General features: G+C 62.8%; 13 protein-coding genes. All 13 read left to right on the top strand.

Going from position 1 to position 17,254, the window contains the following annotated elements:
• The first annotated feature begins 1 nt into the window (after position 1).
• The 13 genes from MIC98_RS16435 to MIC98_RS16375 all read left to right on the top strand — a co-directional run bounded on the left by MIC98_RS16435 (position 2) and on the right by MIC98_RS16375 (position 17,177).
• Complete coding sequence (locus MIC98_RS16435) at positions 2–592, top strand: type II secretion system protein (RefSeq protein ID WP_239737900.1); 591 nt, start codon at positions 2–4, stop codon at positions 590–592.
• On the top strand, positions 582–1,649 hold the full coding sequence (locus MIC98_RS16430; protein ID WP_239737899.1) for a type II secretion system protein GspK: 1,068 nt from the start codon (positions 582–584) through the stop codon (positions 1,647–1,649). Before MIC98_RS16435 ends, MIC98_RS16430 begins: the two co-directional genes overlap by 11 nt.
• A complete protein-coding gene (locus tag MIC98_RS16425) occupies positions 1,591–2,652 on the top strand; it encodes a hypothetical protein (protein WP_239737898.1) in 1,062 nt (353 codons plus the stop codon). Before MIC98_RS16430 ends, MIC98_RS16425 begins: the two co-directional genes overlap by 59 nt.
• Positions 2,645–3,295, top strand: coding sequence for a hypothetical protein (locus MIC98_RS16420; protein WP_239737897.1), 651 nt, complete (start codon positions 2,645–2,647; stop codon positions 3,293–3,295). Before MIC98_RS16425 ends, MIC98_RS16420 begins: the two co-directional genes overlap by 8 nt.
• Positions 3,292–3,747 carry a hypothetical protein gene (locus MIC98_RS16415; RefSeq protein ID WP_239737896.1) on the top strand — a complete coding sequence of 152 codons (456 nt, stop codon included), beginning with the start codon at positions 3,292–3,294 and terminating at the stop codon, positions 3,745–3,747. Before MIC98_RS16420 ends, MIC98_RS16415 begins: the two co-directional genes overlap by 4 nt.
• A 116-nt stretch (positions 3,748–3,863) precedes the next feature.
• On the top strand, positions 3,864–6,089 hold the full coding sequence (locus MIC98_RS17120; protein WP_239737895.1) for a secretin N-terminal domain-containing protein: 2,226 nt from the start codon (positions 3,864–3,866) through the stop codon (positions 6,087–6,089).
• A 152-nt stretch (positions 6,090–6,241) separates the two neighbouring features.
• Positions 6,242–7,398 (top strand): IS3 family transposase gene (locus MIC98_RS16405; protein ID WP_239734866.1). Its coding sequence is split into 2 segments (ribosomal slippage): positions 6,242–6,482 and positions 6,482–7,398, totalling 1,158 coding nucleotides; the frame shifts between segments, so codons are not numbered across the junction.
• 180 nt (positions 7,399–7,578) lie between these two features.
• Positions 7,579–8,979, top strand: coding sequence for a hypothetical protein (locus MIC98_RS16400; RefSeq protein ID WP_239737894.1), 1,401 nt, complete (start codon positions 7,579–7,581; stop codon positions 8,977–8,979).
• A 179-nt stretch (positions 8,980–9,158) separates the two neighbouring features.
• Entirely contained in the window at positions 9,159–10,247 is a 1,089-nt protein-coding gene (locus MIC98_RS16395) for an acyltransferase family protein (RefSeq protein WP_239737893.1), read from the top strand.
• 117 nt (positions 10,248–10,364) lie between these two features.
• On the top strand, positions 10,365–11,528 hold the full coding sequence (locus tag MIC98_RS16390; RefSeq protein WP_239737892.1) for a cystathionine gamma-synthase: 1,164 nt from the start codon (positions 10,365–10,367) through the stop codon (positions 11,526–11,528).
• 43 nt (positions 11,529–11,571) lie between these two features.
• Positions 11,572–12,369 carry an ABC transporter permease gene (locus MIC98_RS16385; protein ID WP_239738222.1) on the top strand — a complete coding sequence of 266 codons (798 nt, stop codon included), beginning with the start codon at positions 11,572–11,574 and terminating at the stop codon, positions 12,367–12,369.
• A gap of 16 nt (positions 12,370–12,385) precedes the next feature.
• Positions 12,386–13,726 carry an ABC transporter ATP-binding protein gene (locus MIC98_RS16380; protein WP_239738220.1) on the top strand — a complete coding sequence of 447 codons (1,341 nt, stop codon included), beginning with the start codon at positions 12,386–12,388 and terminating at the stop codon, positions 13,724–13,726.
• Positions 13,727–14,141: 415 nt separating this feature from the next.
• Positions 14,142–17,177, top strand: a complete 3,036-nt coding sequence (locus MIC98_RS16375) for a hypothetical protein (RefSeq protein ID WP_239737891.1) — start codon at positions 14,142–14,144, stop codon at positions 17,175–17,177.
• The last annotated feature ends 77 nt before the right edge of the window (positions 17,178–17,254 follow it).

The following is a 17,254-nucleotide window of genomic DNA, read 5'->3' as shown; positions in this document are numbered from 1 at the left end:
CATGAAAGGAGCGGGCGGTTCGCGCCAGCGGGGCTTTACCCTGCTGGAGGCGATCGTCACCTTGGTGATCGTGTCGCTGCTGGTCACCATCCTGATGCAGGCGCTGGGCCAGGCGATGAGCCTGCGCGGCCGTCTGTTGCGTTTCGAAGGCGAGGAACGAGTGGCTGGGCTGCAGGAGGTCTGGTTCCGGGAGTCCGTGGCCGGCATGCAGCGCGATCTGGACGAGCAGGGTGACGGAACATTGGGAACCCGCGACATCCTGGAGTATTCGACACCCTCACCGCTGGCCGCACAGGGCTTTTCCGGGGTGCGCTGGTGGTTGGACGGGGAGCGCCTGCATTACGCCGACACCAAGGTGAAGGATGTGGTGATCATTGCCGGCCCCTTGCGCAATGCGGCTTTTTCCTATCTGGATGAAAATGACGCCTGGGTGGACGAGTGGAAGTGGAAGGATCACAAGAACCCGCCCAGGTTGGTCCGCTTTTCCGCCAATACCGAACGTGGCTCGCTGGATTGGCTGGTGCCGATCATGGCCGACGGCATGGACCCGGAAGATATGAAGCTGGATGAGGTCGGCAGCAGTGGCATCTGATCGTCCCATCACCACCACGCGCCAGAATGGATTCATCCTGGCCGTCACTTTGTGGATACTCGCCGGTATAACCATTGCCGTGGCGTTCATGACCTTGTGGGCCGTCGAGCAGGTGCAGGATGCTCAGGTCGCGCGTGGGCAGTTCGAGGACGAAGCCTCGCTTCACGAAACGCGGGACACCCTGCTGTACCTGCTGGCCACCCGGGAAAAGACGTTGGCCGGCCAGCCTACCCGGGCGTTGAATGAGGACGAATTGGCGGTCCGCCGCCTGGATGAGTTGGGTGGCCTTTCCCGTGAGCCTGTGGGTGGGGAGCTGCAGTTGGATGGAACCTCCTACCAGGGGCTGGGTAGTTCCGTGTTTTCCTTGCAGGACGAAGCCGGCCTGTTTTCGGTGGTGTGGCCCGAGCCGGAAGCACTGGATCGCTTCCTCGATATATATGGAGTACAGCCGGAGAGCTGGCCGCGCCTGCGTGACACCCTGCTGGACTATGTCGATCCCGATGACCTGAGCCGGGTCAACGGTGCCGAAGCCCGTGATTACGAATTGGATCGGCGCCTGCCGCCGCCCAACCGCAGGCTGCTGGTGCCGGGCGAACTTGCCCGGGTGCTGAGCTGGGATCGACTGCCACCGGAGAAGCTGGCGGCCATGATCGAGCATGCGACTCCTTATTACTTGGGAGGCATCAACCCCAACACCATGCCCTTGGAGTTGCTGCCCCTTCATATCCCGGGTTGCCCGGAAACCTGTCGCCGGCTGGTCGAGCAACGCCGCCTTCGACCCTTCAGCTCCACCATCGATTTGCAGGCGCGGTTGGCCATCCGGGTGCCGGGTGACGATGCGCTGGATTACCGCTACCTGGCCGACGACACGATGCGGATCACCCTGTGGCGGCGCACGGGCGTGGCTTGGCGTATGCATGTAAGATTGACGCCCCTTGCGGACCAGCAAGGCCCTTGGTCGATCCTGGCCGCCTATCCCATCGCCCGCCCCACCTCCAATGAACCTGTGGAACAAACTGGCAGCCCTCTTTTTGCCGACAAGACGTCTGGTCAATGACGATCAAGGCAGGGTTTCACGTGGTGGCCCGTTTGGGGGCCAGCAATGGGTGGTAGGCCGGGGTAATTGCCAATATCGGCGTGAGGATCTGCAGGCATTGTCGGCAGGCAAGCGCCTGCAGGCTGCACGGCTGGCGGCGGTCCGGCATAGGCCCGTGCCATCGGCGCTTGCCTTCATGGCCTGGACCGGCGGCGTCGTCCATTTCTGGTTCTGGGACGTACCGGACGAGATCGGGACCGATGCGCGTCAGCGCTGGATTCCGGAAAGTTTGTTGTTGCCGCCGCCGGCCACCGATGGCGTGCGCCTGCTGAAGCTTGCACACGGTTACGAAGCGCAATTCTGGCAAAAGGGCATGCTTGCCGGCAGCCAATGGTGGGAACACATCCCGACGAGTGAATCCTGGCTGCGCTTCGTCCGTTCCTCCGGCCTGGATCCGACCGCCCTGCAGGATGTCCCGGATACGGTGTCCCTGTCCTGGTCCGATCAGCCGTGGGGCGAAACCAGTTGGTTGCAACGACTGGGCGGCCTGTTCGATGAGAAGGCCGCATGGCTGCTGCTGGCCGTCATGTTTGCCGCCGGGTTGGGGTGGCAGCTGTCGTCCCTGCTGCGTTGGCAACTGGCTGCCGACCAGCTGTCCACCCGGGTCGAGCGCATGCGCACGGAGGTTGCGCCGCTGCTCGCTGCCCGCGAGCAGGCCGAGCAGGCACAGGGCGAGCTGGAACGGCTGCAAGCGCTTCGCACGCCGAATGATGATTACGTGTTGATGGCCGGTGTGATTGCCCGCCTGCCCGAAGGCAGCACATTGCTGACATGGCGGCGCGAGGCGGGCAAGTTGCAGGTTTCCGTGCACAGTGGCGAAACCGATCCACGTGCCTTCGTCGTGGCATTCGAGGGTGATCCTCGTTTGTCCGATGTCGCCGTGACCCCCATGACCGGGGGCGGCATGCAACTGGTATTCGAACTGTCGACGGCTACCGCCGCCGGGGAGGAAGCGCATGGCTGACCTTCGTGGACTGCAGCAATTGCGCAGCCAATGGCAGGCCACCCCAAGGCTGCGCTATGGCGTCATGGTGATCGCGGCCATCCTGGGCCTGCAGGTCCTGTTCATGCTGTCCGACTTGGTGCACGCACGCGTTGCCGCCCATGCCGCCGACATGGAAATGCTCGCTCGGCTGGAAGGGTTGCACGGGGAGACATGGTGGCCGGAACGCGCCGGCAAGACGCAGGAGATGCTCGAAGCGATTACCGACCGCATCCCCGAGGTCGCGGGCAAGGGCATGGCCCAGGCGGAATCTCAGGCATGGCTCACGCGTTTGGCGGCGGACCAGGCACTGGCCGAGCCGCGGGTGAAGGTGGAAGACACGGTTGAGGTGGATGGCTACCCGGACATGTGGCAGGTGATCTCGCGTCTGGAAGGCAAGCTGCCGGGCTACGGCCATGAGGCTTTCATGCGTGCCGTGGCCGAAGCCTTGCCTTGGGTCCAGGTGGAGCGGATGGAAATCGCCGAGGGCAGCACCCCACGCGTCGTGGTGACCTTCCGCAGTTATTACCGCAAGGCGCCGCCAACCGCGGATGCCCCGTCGCATCCGGCGACGGACAAGCAAGAGCCCACTCCCAACCCCGATGCGGCGGACCTTGCCCGATGAAACCCCATCTGCGTATCGCCGCCGTCATCCTGCTTGCCTTGCTCGCCGGGGGGCTGGCCAATTACTGGTTGGGTGCCTCGCCTGCTGCCGTCCAGCCTGTCCGCCAGCCGCAGCAGGCCTGGGGCGAAGGGTGGGGCAGCGAGGATGACCTGCTTGCCGCCGGTAACGTGTGGCAGGAGCGGGCTCCCTGGGGGGCCGCCCCTGCTGCCCCGGTGGAGGCCGCGCCGCCACCACCACCGCCACCGACGCCAGTGGGGGTATCCAGGGACGGGCGGAACTACCAGGCCATCTTCCAGGTCAACGGCAGCGGCGTGGTTCGCCTTGGCGCCGGTGACCGGCTGCCTGATGGCGGCCAGGTGGTGCAGGTATCCGGCCGCCGCATCGTCTGGCTGGATGCCGAGGGCAAGCGGCAGCAACGCGAAATCTTCAACGACTTCCAGGATGGGCAATGACCTGTCCTGAAAGGTATCCGGGTGCGCCCCGTTCCAAGGGACGGGAGCCTGTGCAGGCTTTGAAAACGGTGGTTACCAGAATGATGAATCGGTCGCATGGGGATCAGGTGCGTGATGTGCGTACCACCTTGCGCGTTTCCCTTGGCGTTTTCCTGCTCAGCCTGCTGGCTGGCTGCGCCAGTGCGCCGGTGACCTTCCCCGAGCCACTGCGTCCGCCCAAGACGGTTGTCGGTGGCGATGAAGTGCTTGAAGGCGAGGGGGCCGTCGCCCGCAAGCGGCCCCTGGTCGAAGAGGGGCCCGTGCTGGCGCCTTCCCGGCAAGCCACGGCCGCGGCTGCAATGGCCCAGGCTCCGGACCCGGTGCCGCAGGTCATTCCGCGCAAGCGCACCGTGGCCATCGTGCTGGAAGGCGTCTCCATCGAATCCTTCATCAATGTCGTGTTCGGCATGGAGTTGGGTTTCGGCGTGCAGATCGACAAATCGCTGAGCGCGCGCCCGGAGCTGTTGAGCCTGAGCCTCACCGAGCCCCAAACCCCGGCCAAGGCCTATGCCATTGCCCAGGAAGTCCTGAATGCCTATGGGGTGAAGATCAGCGAACTGGGGGGCGTATTGCGCTTCCAGCCGGTCAGCCAGGGGCGTGGGAGCGGTGAACTGCCGGCATTGCTGGCCACCCGTTCGCTGCCGGATGTGCCGGCAGGCCAGCGCACCGTATTCGTCGCCATGCCGCTGGAAGTTTCCCAGCCGGGCGCGGTGGCCGGGCAGGTGCGCAGCCTGTTCGGTACCCATCAGGTCAACTTCACCGAGATGCTCGATGCCAACGCGCTGCTGATCAGCGGCCCCGGCGACGCCGTGCGCGCGGCCATGAGCGCGGTCATGACCCTGGACAGTGGCGGCCTGATCGGCAAGCGTTCGCTGCGCATCAATCCGCTCTATCTGCCCGCGGACCTGCTGGCCAAGGAACTGCGCGAGGTGCTGGCCGGGCAAGGCATTGCAGTCAAGGGGGGGGCGGGCAGCAACGGCGTGGTGACGTTCGTGCCGGTGTCCTCGGCCAATGCGCTGCTGGTGTTCAGCGAGTCGGAAACCGCGCTCAAGGCGGCGCAGGAATGGGCCGACCGCCTCGACCAGCCCAGCGAGGACAGCGCCGGCGGCGGCATGTACCTGTATGCGGCGCGCCACACCACCGTGGAGACCCTGCTGCCGGTGCTCCAATCCCTGCTCGGCGCGGGTTCCGGCAGCGCCGGTGGTTCCCCCGTGACCACCGGTACCGGCGCCGGCCCCGGCCAGTCCTCCTCTTCCTCATCCTCCAACGGCGGCGCGCGCAATGCCGGCAACAGCGCCACCACCATCTCCGGCGAGGGCGGGCGGGTGGCGGTCGATCCCATCCGCAATGTCATCGTCTTCCAGGGCGAGGCGCAGCGCTGGCGTGCCATCCAGGGCGTGCTGGCACGGCTGGACCAGCCGGCCCGGCAGGTGGTCATCGAGGTCACCGTGGCCGAGGTCACCATGACCGATGAATTCAGCCACGGCGTGGAATGGGCGCTGCGCAACATCACCGTTGACGGCATGTCCGGCCCGTTGACGGCCCTGCAAGGGCTGGCCGGCACCGGTGGCGGCGGGCTGGTCTGGCAGGGACTGTCCTCGTCCGGGCAGGTCAAGGCCATCCTCAACCTGTTCGCCAAGGACAGCCGCGTCTCCATCCTTTCCACCCCGCGCATCCTGGTCAAGAGCGGTGAGTCGGCCAGCATCGACGTGGGTACCGAAGTGCCCATCATCACCAGCCAGGCCACCGCGGCCGACCTGCCCAGCAGCGGCAACGGCAGCTCCATCCTGCAGTCCGTGCAGTACCGCAAGACCGGTGTGTTGCTCGATATCGAGGCGGTGGTCCATTCCGGCCAGCGCGTGGACCTGAAGATCAGTCAGGAAGTCAGCGAGGCGACCCCCACCGACACCAGCGAGATTTCCTCGCCCAGCGTGTTCAGCCGCAAGCTCAAGACCAGCCTGAGCCTGGCCGATGGCGAGAGCACCCTGCTCGGTGGCCTGATCTCCAGCACCCGCAGCGATGGCAAGACCAAGGTGCCGCTGCTGGGCGACATCCCGATCCTGGGCAAGGCCTTCCAGAGCGCCAAGCGCACCGGTACCCGTACCGAACTGCTGATGCTCATCACTCCCTACGTGGTGGAGGATGCGGCGCAGACCCGCGCCATCACCGACGCCATCCGTGCCCGCTTTGGCTCTGGTGAGAATTGGGGGGAAGGCGTACGCCAGCGCGCTCTGCCGCAACCGGAACCGGCGCCCGTCCCGGCACCGCAGGCCAGTGGGCCGGATGCGCAACCCGCACGATGAATAATGAATGGATGAAGCGCCACGTCCATCGCATTTAGGACTATTGACGGTGGCTTAACCCCATCCTATAGTTCTGCGGCACTGGGGACTGGGGTTCACCCCCGTTTTCACGGACACTTACGAGAAGGCCGATCGAGGCCTGAGGAGTGTTCATGTCGAAGCGAAGGAAGTTCAGCGCCGAGTTCAAGCGCGGTGCTATTGAGCAGGCCAGCCAGCCGGGTGTGAGCTGTGCCCAAGTGGCTCGGGAGTTGGGGATCCGCGACACCCTGTTGACCCGCTGGAAGCGGGAAGCCCAGAGCCAGGGGGTGGTGGCTTTCGGCGGCAGCGGGACGCCCCGGGACGAAGAGCTGGCCCGCCTCAAGCGCGAGCTGGCCCGGGTGAGGAAGGAACGGGATTTTTTGCGAGAAGCGGCGACGTTCTTTGCCAAGGGATCATCCTGAGGTATCAGGTGATCGAACGTTGCCGCGACGCGTTTCCGGTTCGACTGATGTGCCGCTGCCTGAAGGTGTCGGCCAGCGGTTACTACGACTGGAGCCAGCGACTGCCCAGCGCCCGACAGCGCGACAACCAGCGCCTGGCCGCGCGAATCCGCGAGATGCACGAGGACAGCCGTGGCACTCTCGGCGCCGGTCGCATGCACGAAGACCTGGTCGATCAGGGCGAGTCGGCCAGCTTGAACCGCGTGGCGCGACTGATGGCGGCCGAGGGTTTGCAGGGCTGGCCGCGCCCGAAGCGGCGCGGTCAGCGCGGACGGCCGGCGCTCACGCCTCCGGGCGTGCGCAACCTGCTGGAGCGGGACTTCACCGCACTGGAGCCGGAGACCAAATGGGTCACCGACATCACTGAGATCAAAACAGGACAAGGCAAGCTGTATCTATGCATCGTGCTGGATTTGTTCGACCAGCGCGTGGTGGGTTGGTCGATGCACCACAGGCAGGACCGGCACATGGTGATCCGGGCGGTGCAGATGGCGGTATGGCAGCGGCAAGGCGCGGAGCCGGTGATCCTGCATTCCGATCGCGGCAGTCAATTCCGAAGCGGCGACTACCAGCGGTATCTGTCGAGAAACGGCCTGGTCTGTTCGATGAGCGCGGTGGGACACTGCGGCGACAACGCGGCCTGCGAAGGGTTTTTCGGCGTGCTCAAGCGCGAGCGGATCTACCGCACGAAGTACCTGACACTCGATGCAGCGAAGACTGATGTGTTCGAATACGTCGAGCGGTTCCATAACCCGAGGATGCGGCGAAGAGTCGCCAGGCGCGATCGGGAGTTCCAAGCTCTTTCACAACCGTCCGTGATTTCGGGGTAGAACCCCTGCGCACAGTTAGATGCATGCGCAGATACGGTGCCAAGGGGGTGATTCAGGGGTTCCTGAGCGCACTCATGGCATCAGTGCCGGCGCCGGCACGTGCATGCGAGCGGCGTGTGGTGTCCAGTGATGCTGTTGTATTGCAAACAACAAATACCTAAGCTTAGGAGCTTTTCAAACATGTTGAACAAGAAGGTTCTCGCCGCCGCCCTCGTCGGCGCTCTGCTGACCGCCGCTGGCGCTGCCACCGCAGCCCCGCTGACCGTCACCAAGCAGTACTACGCCAACGAAATCGTGTTCCCGACCACCGGTCTGGTCCCGACTGCCGCTCCGTCCATCACCTGGGCTTCCGGCTACAACTACTCGATCAACGAAACCAAGTATGTCCGCGTCGAGCTGACCGGTGCCAAGTTCGTGACCGGCATGCCGGCCCCGACGGTGGCCAACGGTAACGTCGGTGCGATCAACGGCTTGGGTACCAACGTGCTCACCTTCTCGGTGACCTCCACCGGCCCCATCGTTGCTGCTGACAACTTCCAGCTGACCCTGTCGGCCGCTGGTGTCGGCTACATCAACATCCCGACCAAGGGTGATGTGTCGATCGAGGTCAGCCTGTACGACCAGGCCTCGCAGGCCCAGGCCGGCGGCCCCGATGGCCGTCTGCAGGTGGGTTCGTATGACGACACCGTGTTCCTGACCTTCAAGGACAGCTACGCGTTCACCAATGCCGCCAACAACATCATCGCCGATGTCGCCTCGGCGGCTCCCTCGGTGCTGTATGGTGACTTCCTGCCGGACGCTGGCACCACGCCGGCCACCACCATCACCGATGGTACCTTGAATGACGACCTGCACATTGGTCTGGTCGATCCGGACGGCGCCACCGGCCCGCAGACCGTGACCTTCAAGGCTGACGGCACGAACATCGGCTATGCCGATCTGTTCGCTGCGACTTCCGAGCTGGTTGTTGATGGTGACTGGTCGGCTGCGGACGCCGTGGCACTGGGCGGTACGGCCGCTACCGCGGTCACCGGCAGCGACACCAAGCTGGCTTGGGCGGGTATCCCGACCGGCGCCACTGCCGAGCTGGTGTACACCGTTGACGGCGATACCGCGATCGTTGCTGGTGACTACAAGGCGACCTTCACCCCGGTTTCGGCCGATGCGACGCAGTACACCGTCAAGGCGCTGACCGCCAACTTGGTGGGCTCGATTCGCCGCAACGGCCTGGAACTGCAGGCTCCGCTGGCCCAGGTTCCGAACGGCTGGCTCAGCCGTCTGGTGCTGACCAACACCGGTTCGGATTCGCCGAAGTACACCATCACCGTGCTGGGCGAAACGGGCAACACCATCACCACCGACGCTGCCAAGCTGACGGGTGAGGTTGCTCCGGGCACCAACGTGATCGACGTGAAGGACGTGCTGAAGAAGTTCAGCGCTGACCCGCGCGCCACCATCGTTGTCAACGTCGAAGCGAAGGATGCCCCGGGCGCCGGCAACATCCAGGGCCTGTACCAGATCGTCAACCCGGACAAGGGTTCGGTCAGCAACCACGTGATGGTTCGTCCGGGCACCAACTGATCGTTTGATCAGCGGTTGCAAGCAACATGGAAAGGCCCGCTTCGGCGGGCCTTTCTTTTGTTTCTCCGCATGGAAGCATGGCAACACTTCGATGGGATATCGCCCGGTGTTGCTCTGGCCAGGTGTGCTGCCCGGCACGGCGGGGTAAGTATTCTGAAGAACGGTTGAGAGGAGACGGCATGGGAAAGACACTGCAGCGATGGTTCCTGTCATCGCCAGGCGCCGGGGGCGGGCATGTACTGCTGCTTGATGGCCTGCGCGGCCTGGCGGTGCTGATCGTGATCGGCTCGCACCTGTCCAATGCGGGTTGGCTGCCGTTTCCCAATCTGTCAGGCATCGGCAAGAGCGGCGTCTACCTGTTCTTCGTGCTCAGTGCCTACCTGCTGGCAAATGCCATGCTCGGTCTCCCCTTGGCGGACCTGCTCACGCCCCGGTACTGGCTCAATTACGCGCTGCGCCGGATATTGCGCATCTGGCCGCTGTACCTGCTGATCCTGCTGCTGAGTTGGTGCCTGACCAGGGCTGGCGTTTCCGTCTGGCATTACCAGATCGACACCGCTGCACTCAAAAGCCACCTGGCGTTGCAGAAGGGGCAGAGCGTGCTGTGGTCCATCCCGGTGGAGTTCACCTTCTATCTCTGGCTGCCGTTCATCGTGCTGGCATTGCAACTGCTGCGGGGGCTCGCCGGAGGGCGCTGGCTCGGGCTGGCACTGCTGGTGTTGCTGGTGTTGCTGGCAAATTGGTGCTGGCCGGCGCGAGAGGCGGTTACCAATAGCGTCCTCCTGGGCCAGTATCTGGTGCTGTTCCTGTGCGGCGTGGCTGCAGCCTGGGTGCGCCGCTCATGGCTGGGCCTGGCCACGAACGGCCGCATCTGGCGGGGGCTGGCCTGGGTCCTGCTGGCGCTGCTGGTACTGGTCACGCCGTCAGTCTGGGCGGAGTTGACTGGAGGTACATTCCAATCCGAACTCAACCACCGCTGGTTTACCGCATTTGGCCTGGGTTGGGCGTTGCTGCTGCTGGCCCTGCCGTGGGGCGGTGGCTTGCTGGCGCGGTTCTTCGCCAGCGCACCGATGCGGCTGGTGGGGGTGGTCAGTTTCAGTGCCTACCTGTGGCACATGCCGGTGCTGCAGGCTGCCAAGGCGGCCGGTGTGCGGGAGTGGGGGTGGGTGGGGCTGTGCCTGCTCCTGATGAGCATACTGCTCACGGCGATGGTTTCATTCCTGCTTTTCGAGCGGCCTTGGCGCAATGTGCGCTACGGCAAGGGTTGACCCTCGGTTCTCGATCATGCGGCAGGCCATGCAAGCATCCGGTATCGCGATGCTCAGCTGACGGCAAGAACGGCTCAGGTATCATTGCGGGCTTCGTAAATGAACGGAATGGCGCTCATGGCTTACCGTATTGCAACGCTGGCCATCCACGGCGGCCAGTCGCCCGATCCGAGCACTGGCGCAGTGATGCCGCCGATCTACGCGACCTCGACCTATGTCCAGTCCAGCCCTGGCGTGCATCAGGGTTTCGAGTATTCGCGCACCCATAACCCCACCCGCTTTGCCTATGAACGCTGCGTGGCGGCGCTGGAAGGGGGTAGTCGCGGCTTCGCCTTCGCCTCGGGCATGGCCGCCAGCTCGACCGTGATTGAACTGCTCGATGCCGGCAGCCATGTGGTGGCGATGGACGACATCTACGGCGGCAGCTTCCGCCTGTTCGAGCGCGTGCGCCGCCGCAGCGCCGGGCTGGATTTCAGCTTCGTCGACCTGACCGACCTGGCTGCGTTCGAGGCCGCGATCACCCCGGCGACGAAGTTGGTGTGGATCGAAACCCCCACCAATCCGATGCTGAAGATCGTGGATATCGCCGCGGTCGCCTCGGTCGCCAAGCGTCATGGCGTGATCGTGGTGGTCGACAACACCTTTGCTTCGCCGATGCTGCAACGGCCATTGCAACTGGGTGCGGACATCGTCGTGCACTCGGCCACCAAGTACCTCAACGGCCATTCGGACATGGTCGGTGGCATGGTAGTGGTCGGCGACAACGCCGAATTGGCCGAACAGATGGCCTTCCTGCAGAACTCGGTAGGCGGCGTGCAGGGCCCGTTCGACAGCTTCCTCGCCCTGCGCGGGCTGAAGACGCTGCCGTTGCGGATGAAGGCGCACTGCGCCAATGCACTGGCATTGGCGCAATGGCTGGAAACCCACCCGGCCATCGAGAGGGTGATCTACCCCGGCCTGTCCTCGCATCCGCAGCATGAACTGGCGAGCCGGCAGATGGCCGGCTACGGCGGCATCGTGTCCATCGTGCTCAAAGGCGGCTTCGATGCCGCCAAGCGCTTCTGCGAGCAGACCGAACTGTTCACCCTGGCCGAATCGCTGGGTGGCGTGGAGAGCCTGGTCAACCATCCGGCGGTGATGACTCATGCCTCGATCCCCATTGCCCGTCGCGAGCAGCTCGGCATCAGCGATGCATTGGTGCGTTTGAGTGTGGGGGTGGAGGATGTCGGCGACCTGCAACTCGATCTGGCAAATGCACTGGACATGGCGGCAGGTCGTTGATAGTCCGGATACTGGACCTTTGGAGCAAGTAGTGGTGTCGATCATGGGTGGGCCATTTCGTGTGGCCGTTGAGCATGGGTCGCTAGTCCGCGAGCTGACCAAGCGCGAGATACTGGGCCGCTATCGTGGGGCCAATTTCGGATTGTTGTGGGCGCTTATCGCTCCCTTCCTGATGCTGGCAGTCTATTCGTTGGCCTTTGGCGGAATCCTTGGCAGTCGTTGGCCGACCGTTGGCGGCAAGCAGGGCAACTTCACCCTGATTCTCTTCATCGGGCTGATTCTTCATGCATTCCTGTCCGAATGCCTGACCCAGGCGCCGCGGCTGGTTTCCGGCAACCCAAGCTACGTCAAGAAGGTGGTGTTTCCACTGGAAGTGCTGCCGTGGCCGATGGTGCTGTCGGCGTTGTTCCATCTCTTCATGAACCTGATTGCCTATGCGGTGTTGGCGCTCCTGGTCGGACAAGGCATTGGCTGGACGCTTGCATTGTTTCCGCTGGTGGTATTGCCTCTGGTGCTGCTGGCGTTGGGATTGGGCTGGGGGCTGGCCGCACTTGGCGTGTACTTCCGGGATATCAACCAGATCATCGGCGTCTTGTCTGCTGCACTGCTTTTCACGTCCACGGCGATCGTTCCCATATCGGTGATTCCGGAGAAGATGCGCTGGATATACCAGATCAATCCGTTGAGTTTCATCATTGACCAGGCCCGAAACGTAATAATCTGGGAGCGGCTCCCGGATTGGCAAGGGCTGGCGATATATTCGTTGCTGGCGATGTTGGTTCTCTACGTGGGCTACGGCATGTTCCGTGCCACGCGCCGGGGGTTTGCGGATGTCCTGTGATGTGTCCATAGACGTGATGGACGTGGGCAAGGTATTCCCCGTCTATGAAAAGCCTCATCACCGCCTGTTGCAGATGCTGTCGCCGAAATCACGCAAGAAGCGGTGGTTTCGTGAATTCAGGGCATTGAACGGGATTTCGTTCCAGGTTCACCGTGGTGAAACGGTCGGTATTGTCGGGCGTAATGGTTCCGGAAAATCGACATTGCTGCAAATCATCTGTGGCACGCTGGCTGCCAGTACCGGAACAGTCGTTACCCGGGGGCGCATCGCCGCACTGCTCGAACTTGGTGCGGGCTTCAATATGGAGTTCACTGGGCGCGAGAATGTCTACATGAACGGGACGCTGCTCGGGCTGTCTCGTGAAGAGGTGCATGCCCGTTTCGATGAAATCGCGGCATTTGCCGATATCGGTGAATTCATCGAGCAACCGGTCAAAAGCTATTCCAGCGGCATGTTCATCCGTTTGGCCTTCGCGGTCGCAATTCATGTAGAGCCCGACATCCTGATTGTTGACGAGGCATTGTCTGTCGGGGATGAGGCTTTCCAGCGCAAGTGCTTTGCACGGATCGAGCGATTGCGTGACCAAGGGGCAACCATCGTCTTTGTCTCGCATTCGGCCGGGACTGTGCTGGAACTGTGCAACCACGCAATCCTGTTGGATCACGGCGACTTGTTGGCCTGCGGCAAGCCCAAAGACGTGGTGGCGCTTTATCAGAAGATGCTGTACGCATCGGCGGAAGCCGCGATGCAATTGCGTGCTGCCTGCCTCGCCAGGATGAACGGTACTGGCGAGGACGAGAGTGCATTGCCGCCGGCCGCCCTCGAAAAGCCACGTATTGATGACCGGCACGAGGATGAGGCCGCCCATTTTGATCCTGGGTTGGTTTCACGAAGTGTCCTGCGTTATGAGTCCCACGGGGCGCATATCGAGGATCCGCACATCCAGACCCTGGGCGGACGCAGGGTGAACGTGCTCAGCCATGGCGAGGAGTACATATATGCCTACACGGCCGTATTTGACCGGGTGGCGACGGGTGTGCGCTTCGGTATGCTGATCAAGACCGTGGCTGGTGTTGAGCTGGGTGGGGCGGTGTCCTCTCCGGTGCAGGATCCGATAGCGGTGGTCGAGGCTTCGGAACGGCTCCATGTCCGCTTCAGATTCCGTGCAATGCTGGCACCGGGAACCTACTTCATGAATGCCGGGGTTACTGGCAGGATCGGCGAGGAGGAATCATTCCTTGACCGGCTTGTTGATGTATTTGTTTTCCGTATACCACCGGATTCGGGACGAATCATCACCGGCTTCGTTGACTTCCACGTGGTTCCGGAGGTCAGTCAGGCGTTGCAGGTCGGGTAGGGGGCATGAATAACACGGGAACTGCCCCTCCCGAGGCACCGATGACAATGCTGGGCATGTGGCCGGCCAGTTGGAAAGCCGGGCTGGCCATGCATGGCAGGAGTTGGCTGCGACATGCACACGCCGTGAAAAGAGGCTTAATGCAGCAAGTTCACGCTGTGCATGATGCAAGCTTGGCGATCCTCATCCTGCAGCCTGGCGCCTGCCCGAGGCGGTGATGGGACTGGAATATCGCTCGCATTGCTTTTTCTCCGCCTATTGCAAGGTGCATGCGCCCTGCGTGCACGCTTTTCAGCGTTCTCCTGCCGGGGATGCAGGCTCCATTGGCGACGACATGCAAGCGGCGGACTCAGGGTTGCCCGATCGTGTGGTTGCGGGTTGGCGCGGTGGCGTCGACATGATTGGAATGTAAAGAATGGAACGATTGATGAAAGCAGATGGATCGGATGAAAGCCGCGGCACCGCCATTGTGGTGTTGGGCATGCATCGCAGCGCGACCTCAATGCTGGCCAAGGCGTTGCATGCGCGTGGCTGTGCGCTGTCCCGGCAATTGCTGGGGGCGAACCTGAGCAACCCCTCCGGACATTGGGAAAGCACGGTTGCCATCGACATCGATGACCGCTTGCTTGCGGTGTTCGGGCGCAGTTGGGACGATTTGCGCGCGATGCCGCCGGGCTGGCTGGAGACGGCGGATGCAACCGATGCTCGCAACCGGATACGGATCCTGGTCAACGAGGATTTCGGGAAGACACCGTTGTGGACGATCAAGGAACCGCGCATGTGCCGGCTGGCGCCGCTGTGGCTGGAAACGGTGGCGGACCTCGGCTTTGCACCCAAGGTAGTGATTGCGGTGCGCCACCCGTTCGAGGTTGCGCTGTCGCTGCTGCGCCGTGATGGCTTGCCGGTGGCTCATGGTCTGCTGCTGTGGGCGCGCCACCTGCTGGAAGCCGAAGCCGCCAGCCGCCAAGTGCCGCGGTTGGTGGTGGACCACCGGCAGATCACCGGTGATTGGCGTGCCATGACTCGACGGATTGGCGAGGCATTCGACGTGCAGTGGCCGATTGCAGAGGAGGAGGCGGGTAAAGACCTGGATGGAGTCATTTCCCGTGACAGGGTCAGCATCAATGAAGCGGCGGACGTGGCCGATGGCCAGGTGCCGGCGATGTGTTTGCAGCTCTACCGGCATGCGCTGGCGGCTGCCGAGGGCAATTGGGACGAGTTTGCTGCCCTGGCCGAGCGTTTCGAGGCTTTTGCGCAAGTCTATGATCCGGTCGTCGAGCTGGTGTACCGCAAGTACCAGGCGTTGGAGGCCGATACCCGTTCGTCGCGCGATGCACATGCGCAGTTGATCACGGCGATCAGCGAGAAACTGGATTTGGTGGAGACGCTGGAAGCGACAGGCAAGCGTTTGGTCGAGCAGGGCAAGCGGATCGAGGATCTGGATCGCTGGTTGGACGAGGCAAAGGAGCGGATCGGCTTGATGGATGCCGAGTTGGGTGCGCGCCAGGACCGGATTGGAGGGCTGGAAACGGCATTGGCCGATGTGGAAAGGCAACTGGTCGAATCCAATACGGCGGTATTGGCTGAGCGCGAGCATTTGACCACGCAGCAGGAGCACGTGGCTGCGCTGGCAACGGAATTGCAACGGATGCGCGAAAGCCGTTCATGGCGGGTGACGGCGCCGTTGCGCGGAACGACGACGCTCGTGCGCCGTGTCTATCGCCTGCTGGGCAACGGGTTCAAGGCACTGCGCTTCATTGTTGCGAATCCCGGTGACTTGCGGGGCGTATGGCAGCGTGCGCGGGAAGAGGGGCTGGTTAGTACCCTTGGGCGAGCGATTGGCTTTGCAAGGCGGGGTGGGCCACGCCCGCCGGAGGAGGCGCCGGCCGCGCCGCGCCTGTTACTGCGCGAGTCGGGTGCGGTGGTCCTGACCACACCTCATTGCCTGTACATTGCCAAACTGATGCGGCATGCATTGGCAGATGCGGGGATCGCGACGAAGATCATCCAGTCCGAACCCGGTGGCGGTTACGAGCCACTTCCGCATTTCGTGATTTGCCCGCAAATGTTCGAGCGGCTGCCCGACATGTATGTGGCGTTTCAGATGGAACAGTCGGTGAGTTCGCGCTGGTTCAACGACAGCTATTTCGAGATGCTGCGCAATTCGTTTGCTACCTTCGACTACTCGATCGAAAATATCCGTTACCTCGCCAAAAATGGCGTCAACACCAAGCAGGTCCATTATCTGCCGGTTGGTTATCTGGATGGCCATGCCGTAGATCCCGCTCCGGAAGAAGACTGCGACGTGGTCTTCTATGGTGATGCGAACTGCGAGCGTCGGCGCAATTTCCTTGATGCCCTGCGTGCGAGATTCAAGGTCAAGGTACTCTCCGAGGTATTCGGCGATGAGCTGCGGCATCAGCTTTCGCGCGCCAGAGTGGTGGTGAATATCCATTATTATGAAGGTGCGCTGCTGGAAACCACGCGAATCTGGGAGTGTTTGTCATTGGGCCGACTGGTGGTTTCCGAAGCTGCCGTGGACATGGAGCGGCACGCCAGCCTTGACGGCATGGTGGATTTCGTGGAAGTCGGTGACGTCGCGGGGATGGTCGAGCGAATCGCTTACTGGCTCGAGCACGAACCGGAACGCCGCGAACGAGTTGCCGGAAATACCTGCCGCCTTGCGTCGGGGTTTCGCGAGTTCGATTATTTCTTCCATCGCTTCCTGCTGGCCACGGACAACCTGTCGTTTGACGAGTTCTGGCAGTTGGCGGGGCGCAAGCTGCGCCTGCCCGTGGATCGGATCTGCCTGAATCTGCCCGAGTATGCCGACCGCGGCGACGACTTCAAGAAAGACAATGCATATGGATACTGGTGTATCCCCGGCCTGCGCCACGTGCAAGGTTGGATCGGTTGCGCGATGAGCTACAAGCTCATCATGCTGCTGGCGCAGCAGCAGGGCATGGCACGAATCAGCGTGTGTGAGGATGACGTACAGTTCCCGGAGGATTTCGAGCGGCGCATGGCCACGATCACGGGCTATCTCGATGAAATCGACGGGCAGTGGGACATCTTTTCCGGGTTGATGGCTGATTTCAGCAAGGATGCCCGGATCGATGCGGTCGTCGACCGTGACGGGGTGCGCTATGTGCATACCGACAAGCTGATCAGCACGGTCTTCAATGTTTATTCGAGCAGGATATTCGACCTGGTCAAGGATTGGGACGAGCGCAATCATGATGTCACCACGAATACCATTGATCGCTACATCGAGAGCCAATCCGATGTGAAGGTGGTAACGACCGATCCCTTCCTCGTCGGGCACAAGGAGGAGCAGGCCTCGACCATCTGGGGATTCCAGAACACCCAGTACAACGACTTGATCGAGGCCAGCCAGAAGGTACTGAGAGAAAAGGTCGCCGCCTATCTTTCCGGCAAGCCTTCCAGGTAGTAGTGCCGGTCGCCGGCCGGTAACCTGGCAAGACTTGGCGCCCACAATTGCCGGCCAGTGGCCGACACTGCTTGGGC

Origin of the sequence: Stenotrophomonas sp. NLF4-10, from assembly GCF_022359915.1 — a bacterium.
In the GTDB taxonomy this organism is placed as follows: domain Bacteria; phylum Pseudomonadota; class Gammaproteobacteria; order Xanthomonadales; family Xanthomonadaceae; genus Stenotrophomonas; species Stenotrophomonas daejeonensis.
Note: the sequence above shows the minus strand (reverse complement) of the source record. Positions and strands in the feature narration are given on the sequence as shown.

Bases quoted from the DNA above. Each gene is read 5' to 3' on its own strand.
- MIC98_RS16435 (WP_239737900.1), top strand. From the start codon at position 2: ATGAAAGGAGCGGGCGGTTCGCGCCAGCGGGGCTTTACCCTGCTGGAG.
- MIC98_RS16425 (WP_239737898.1), top strand. From the start codon at position 1,591: ATGAACCTGTGGAACAAACTGGCAGCCCTCTTTTTGCCGACAAGACGT.
- MIC98_RS16420 (WP_239737897.1), top strand. From the start codon at position 2,645: ATGGCTGACCTTCGTGGACTGCAGCAATTGCGCAGCCAATGGCAGGCC.
- MIC98_RS16415 (WP_239737896.1), top strand. From the start codon at position 3,292: ATGAAACCCCATCTGCGTATCGCCGCCGTCATCCTGCTTGCCTTGCTC.
- MIC98_RS16400 (WP_239737894.1), top strand. From the start codon at position 7,579: ATGTTGAACAAGAAGGTTCTCGCCGCCGCCCTCGTCGGCGCTCTGCTG.
- MIC98_RS16395 (WP_239737893.1), top strand. From the start codon at position 9,159: ATGGGAAAGACACTGCAGCGATGGTTCCTGTCATCGCCAGGCGCCGGG.
- MIC98_RS16390 (WP_239737892.1), top strand. From the start codon at position 10,365: ATGGCTTACCGTATTGCAACGCTGGCCATCCACGGCGGCCAGTCGCCC.
- MIC98_RS16385 (WP_239738222.1), top strand. From the start codon at position 11,572: ATGGGTGGGCCATTTCGTGTGGCCGTTGAGCATGGGTCGCTAGTCCGC.
- MIC98_RS16380 (WP_239738220.1), top strand. From the start codon at position 12,386: ATGGACGTGGGCAAGGTATTCCCCGTCTATGAAAAGCCTCATCACCGC.
- MIC98_RS16375 (WP_239737891.1), top strand. From the start codon at position 14,142: ATGGAACGATTGATGAAAGCAGATGGATCGGATGAAAGCCGCGGCACC.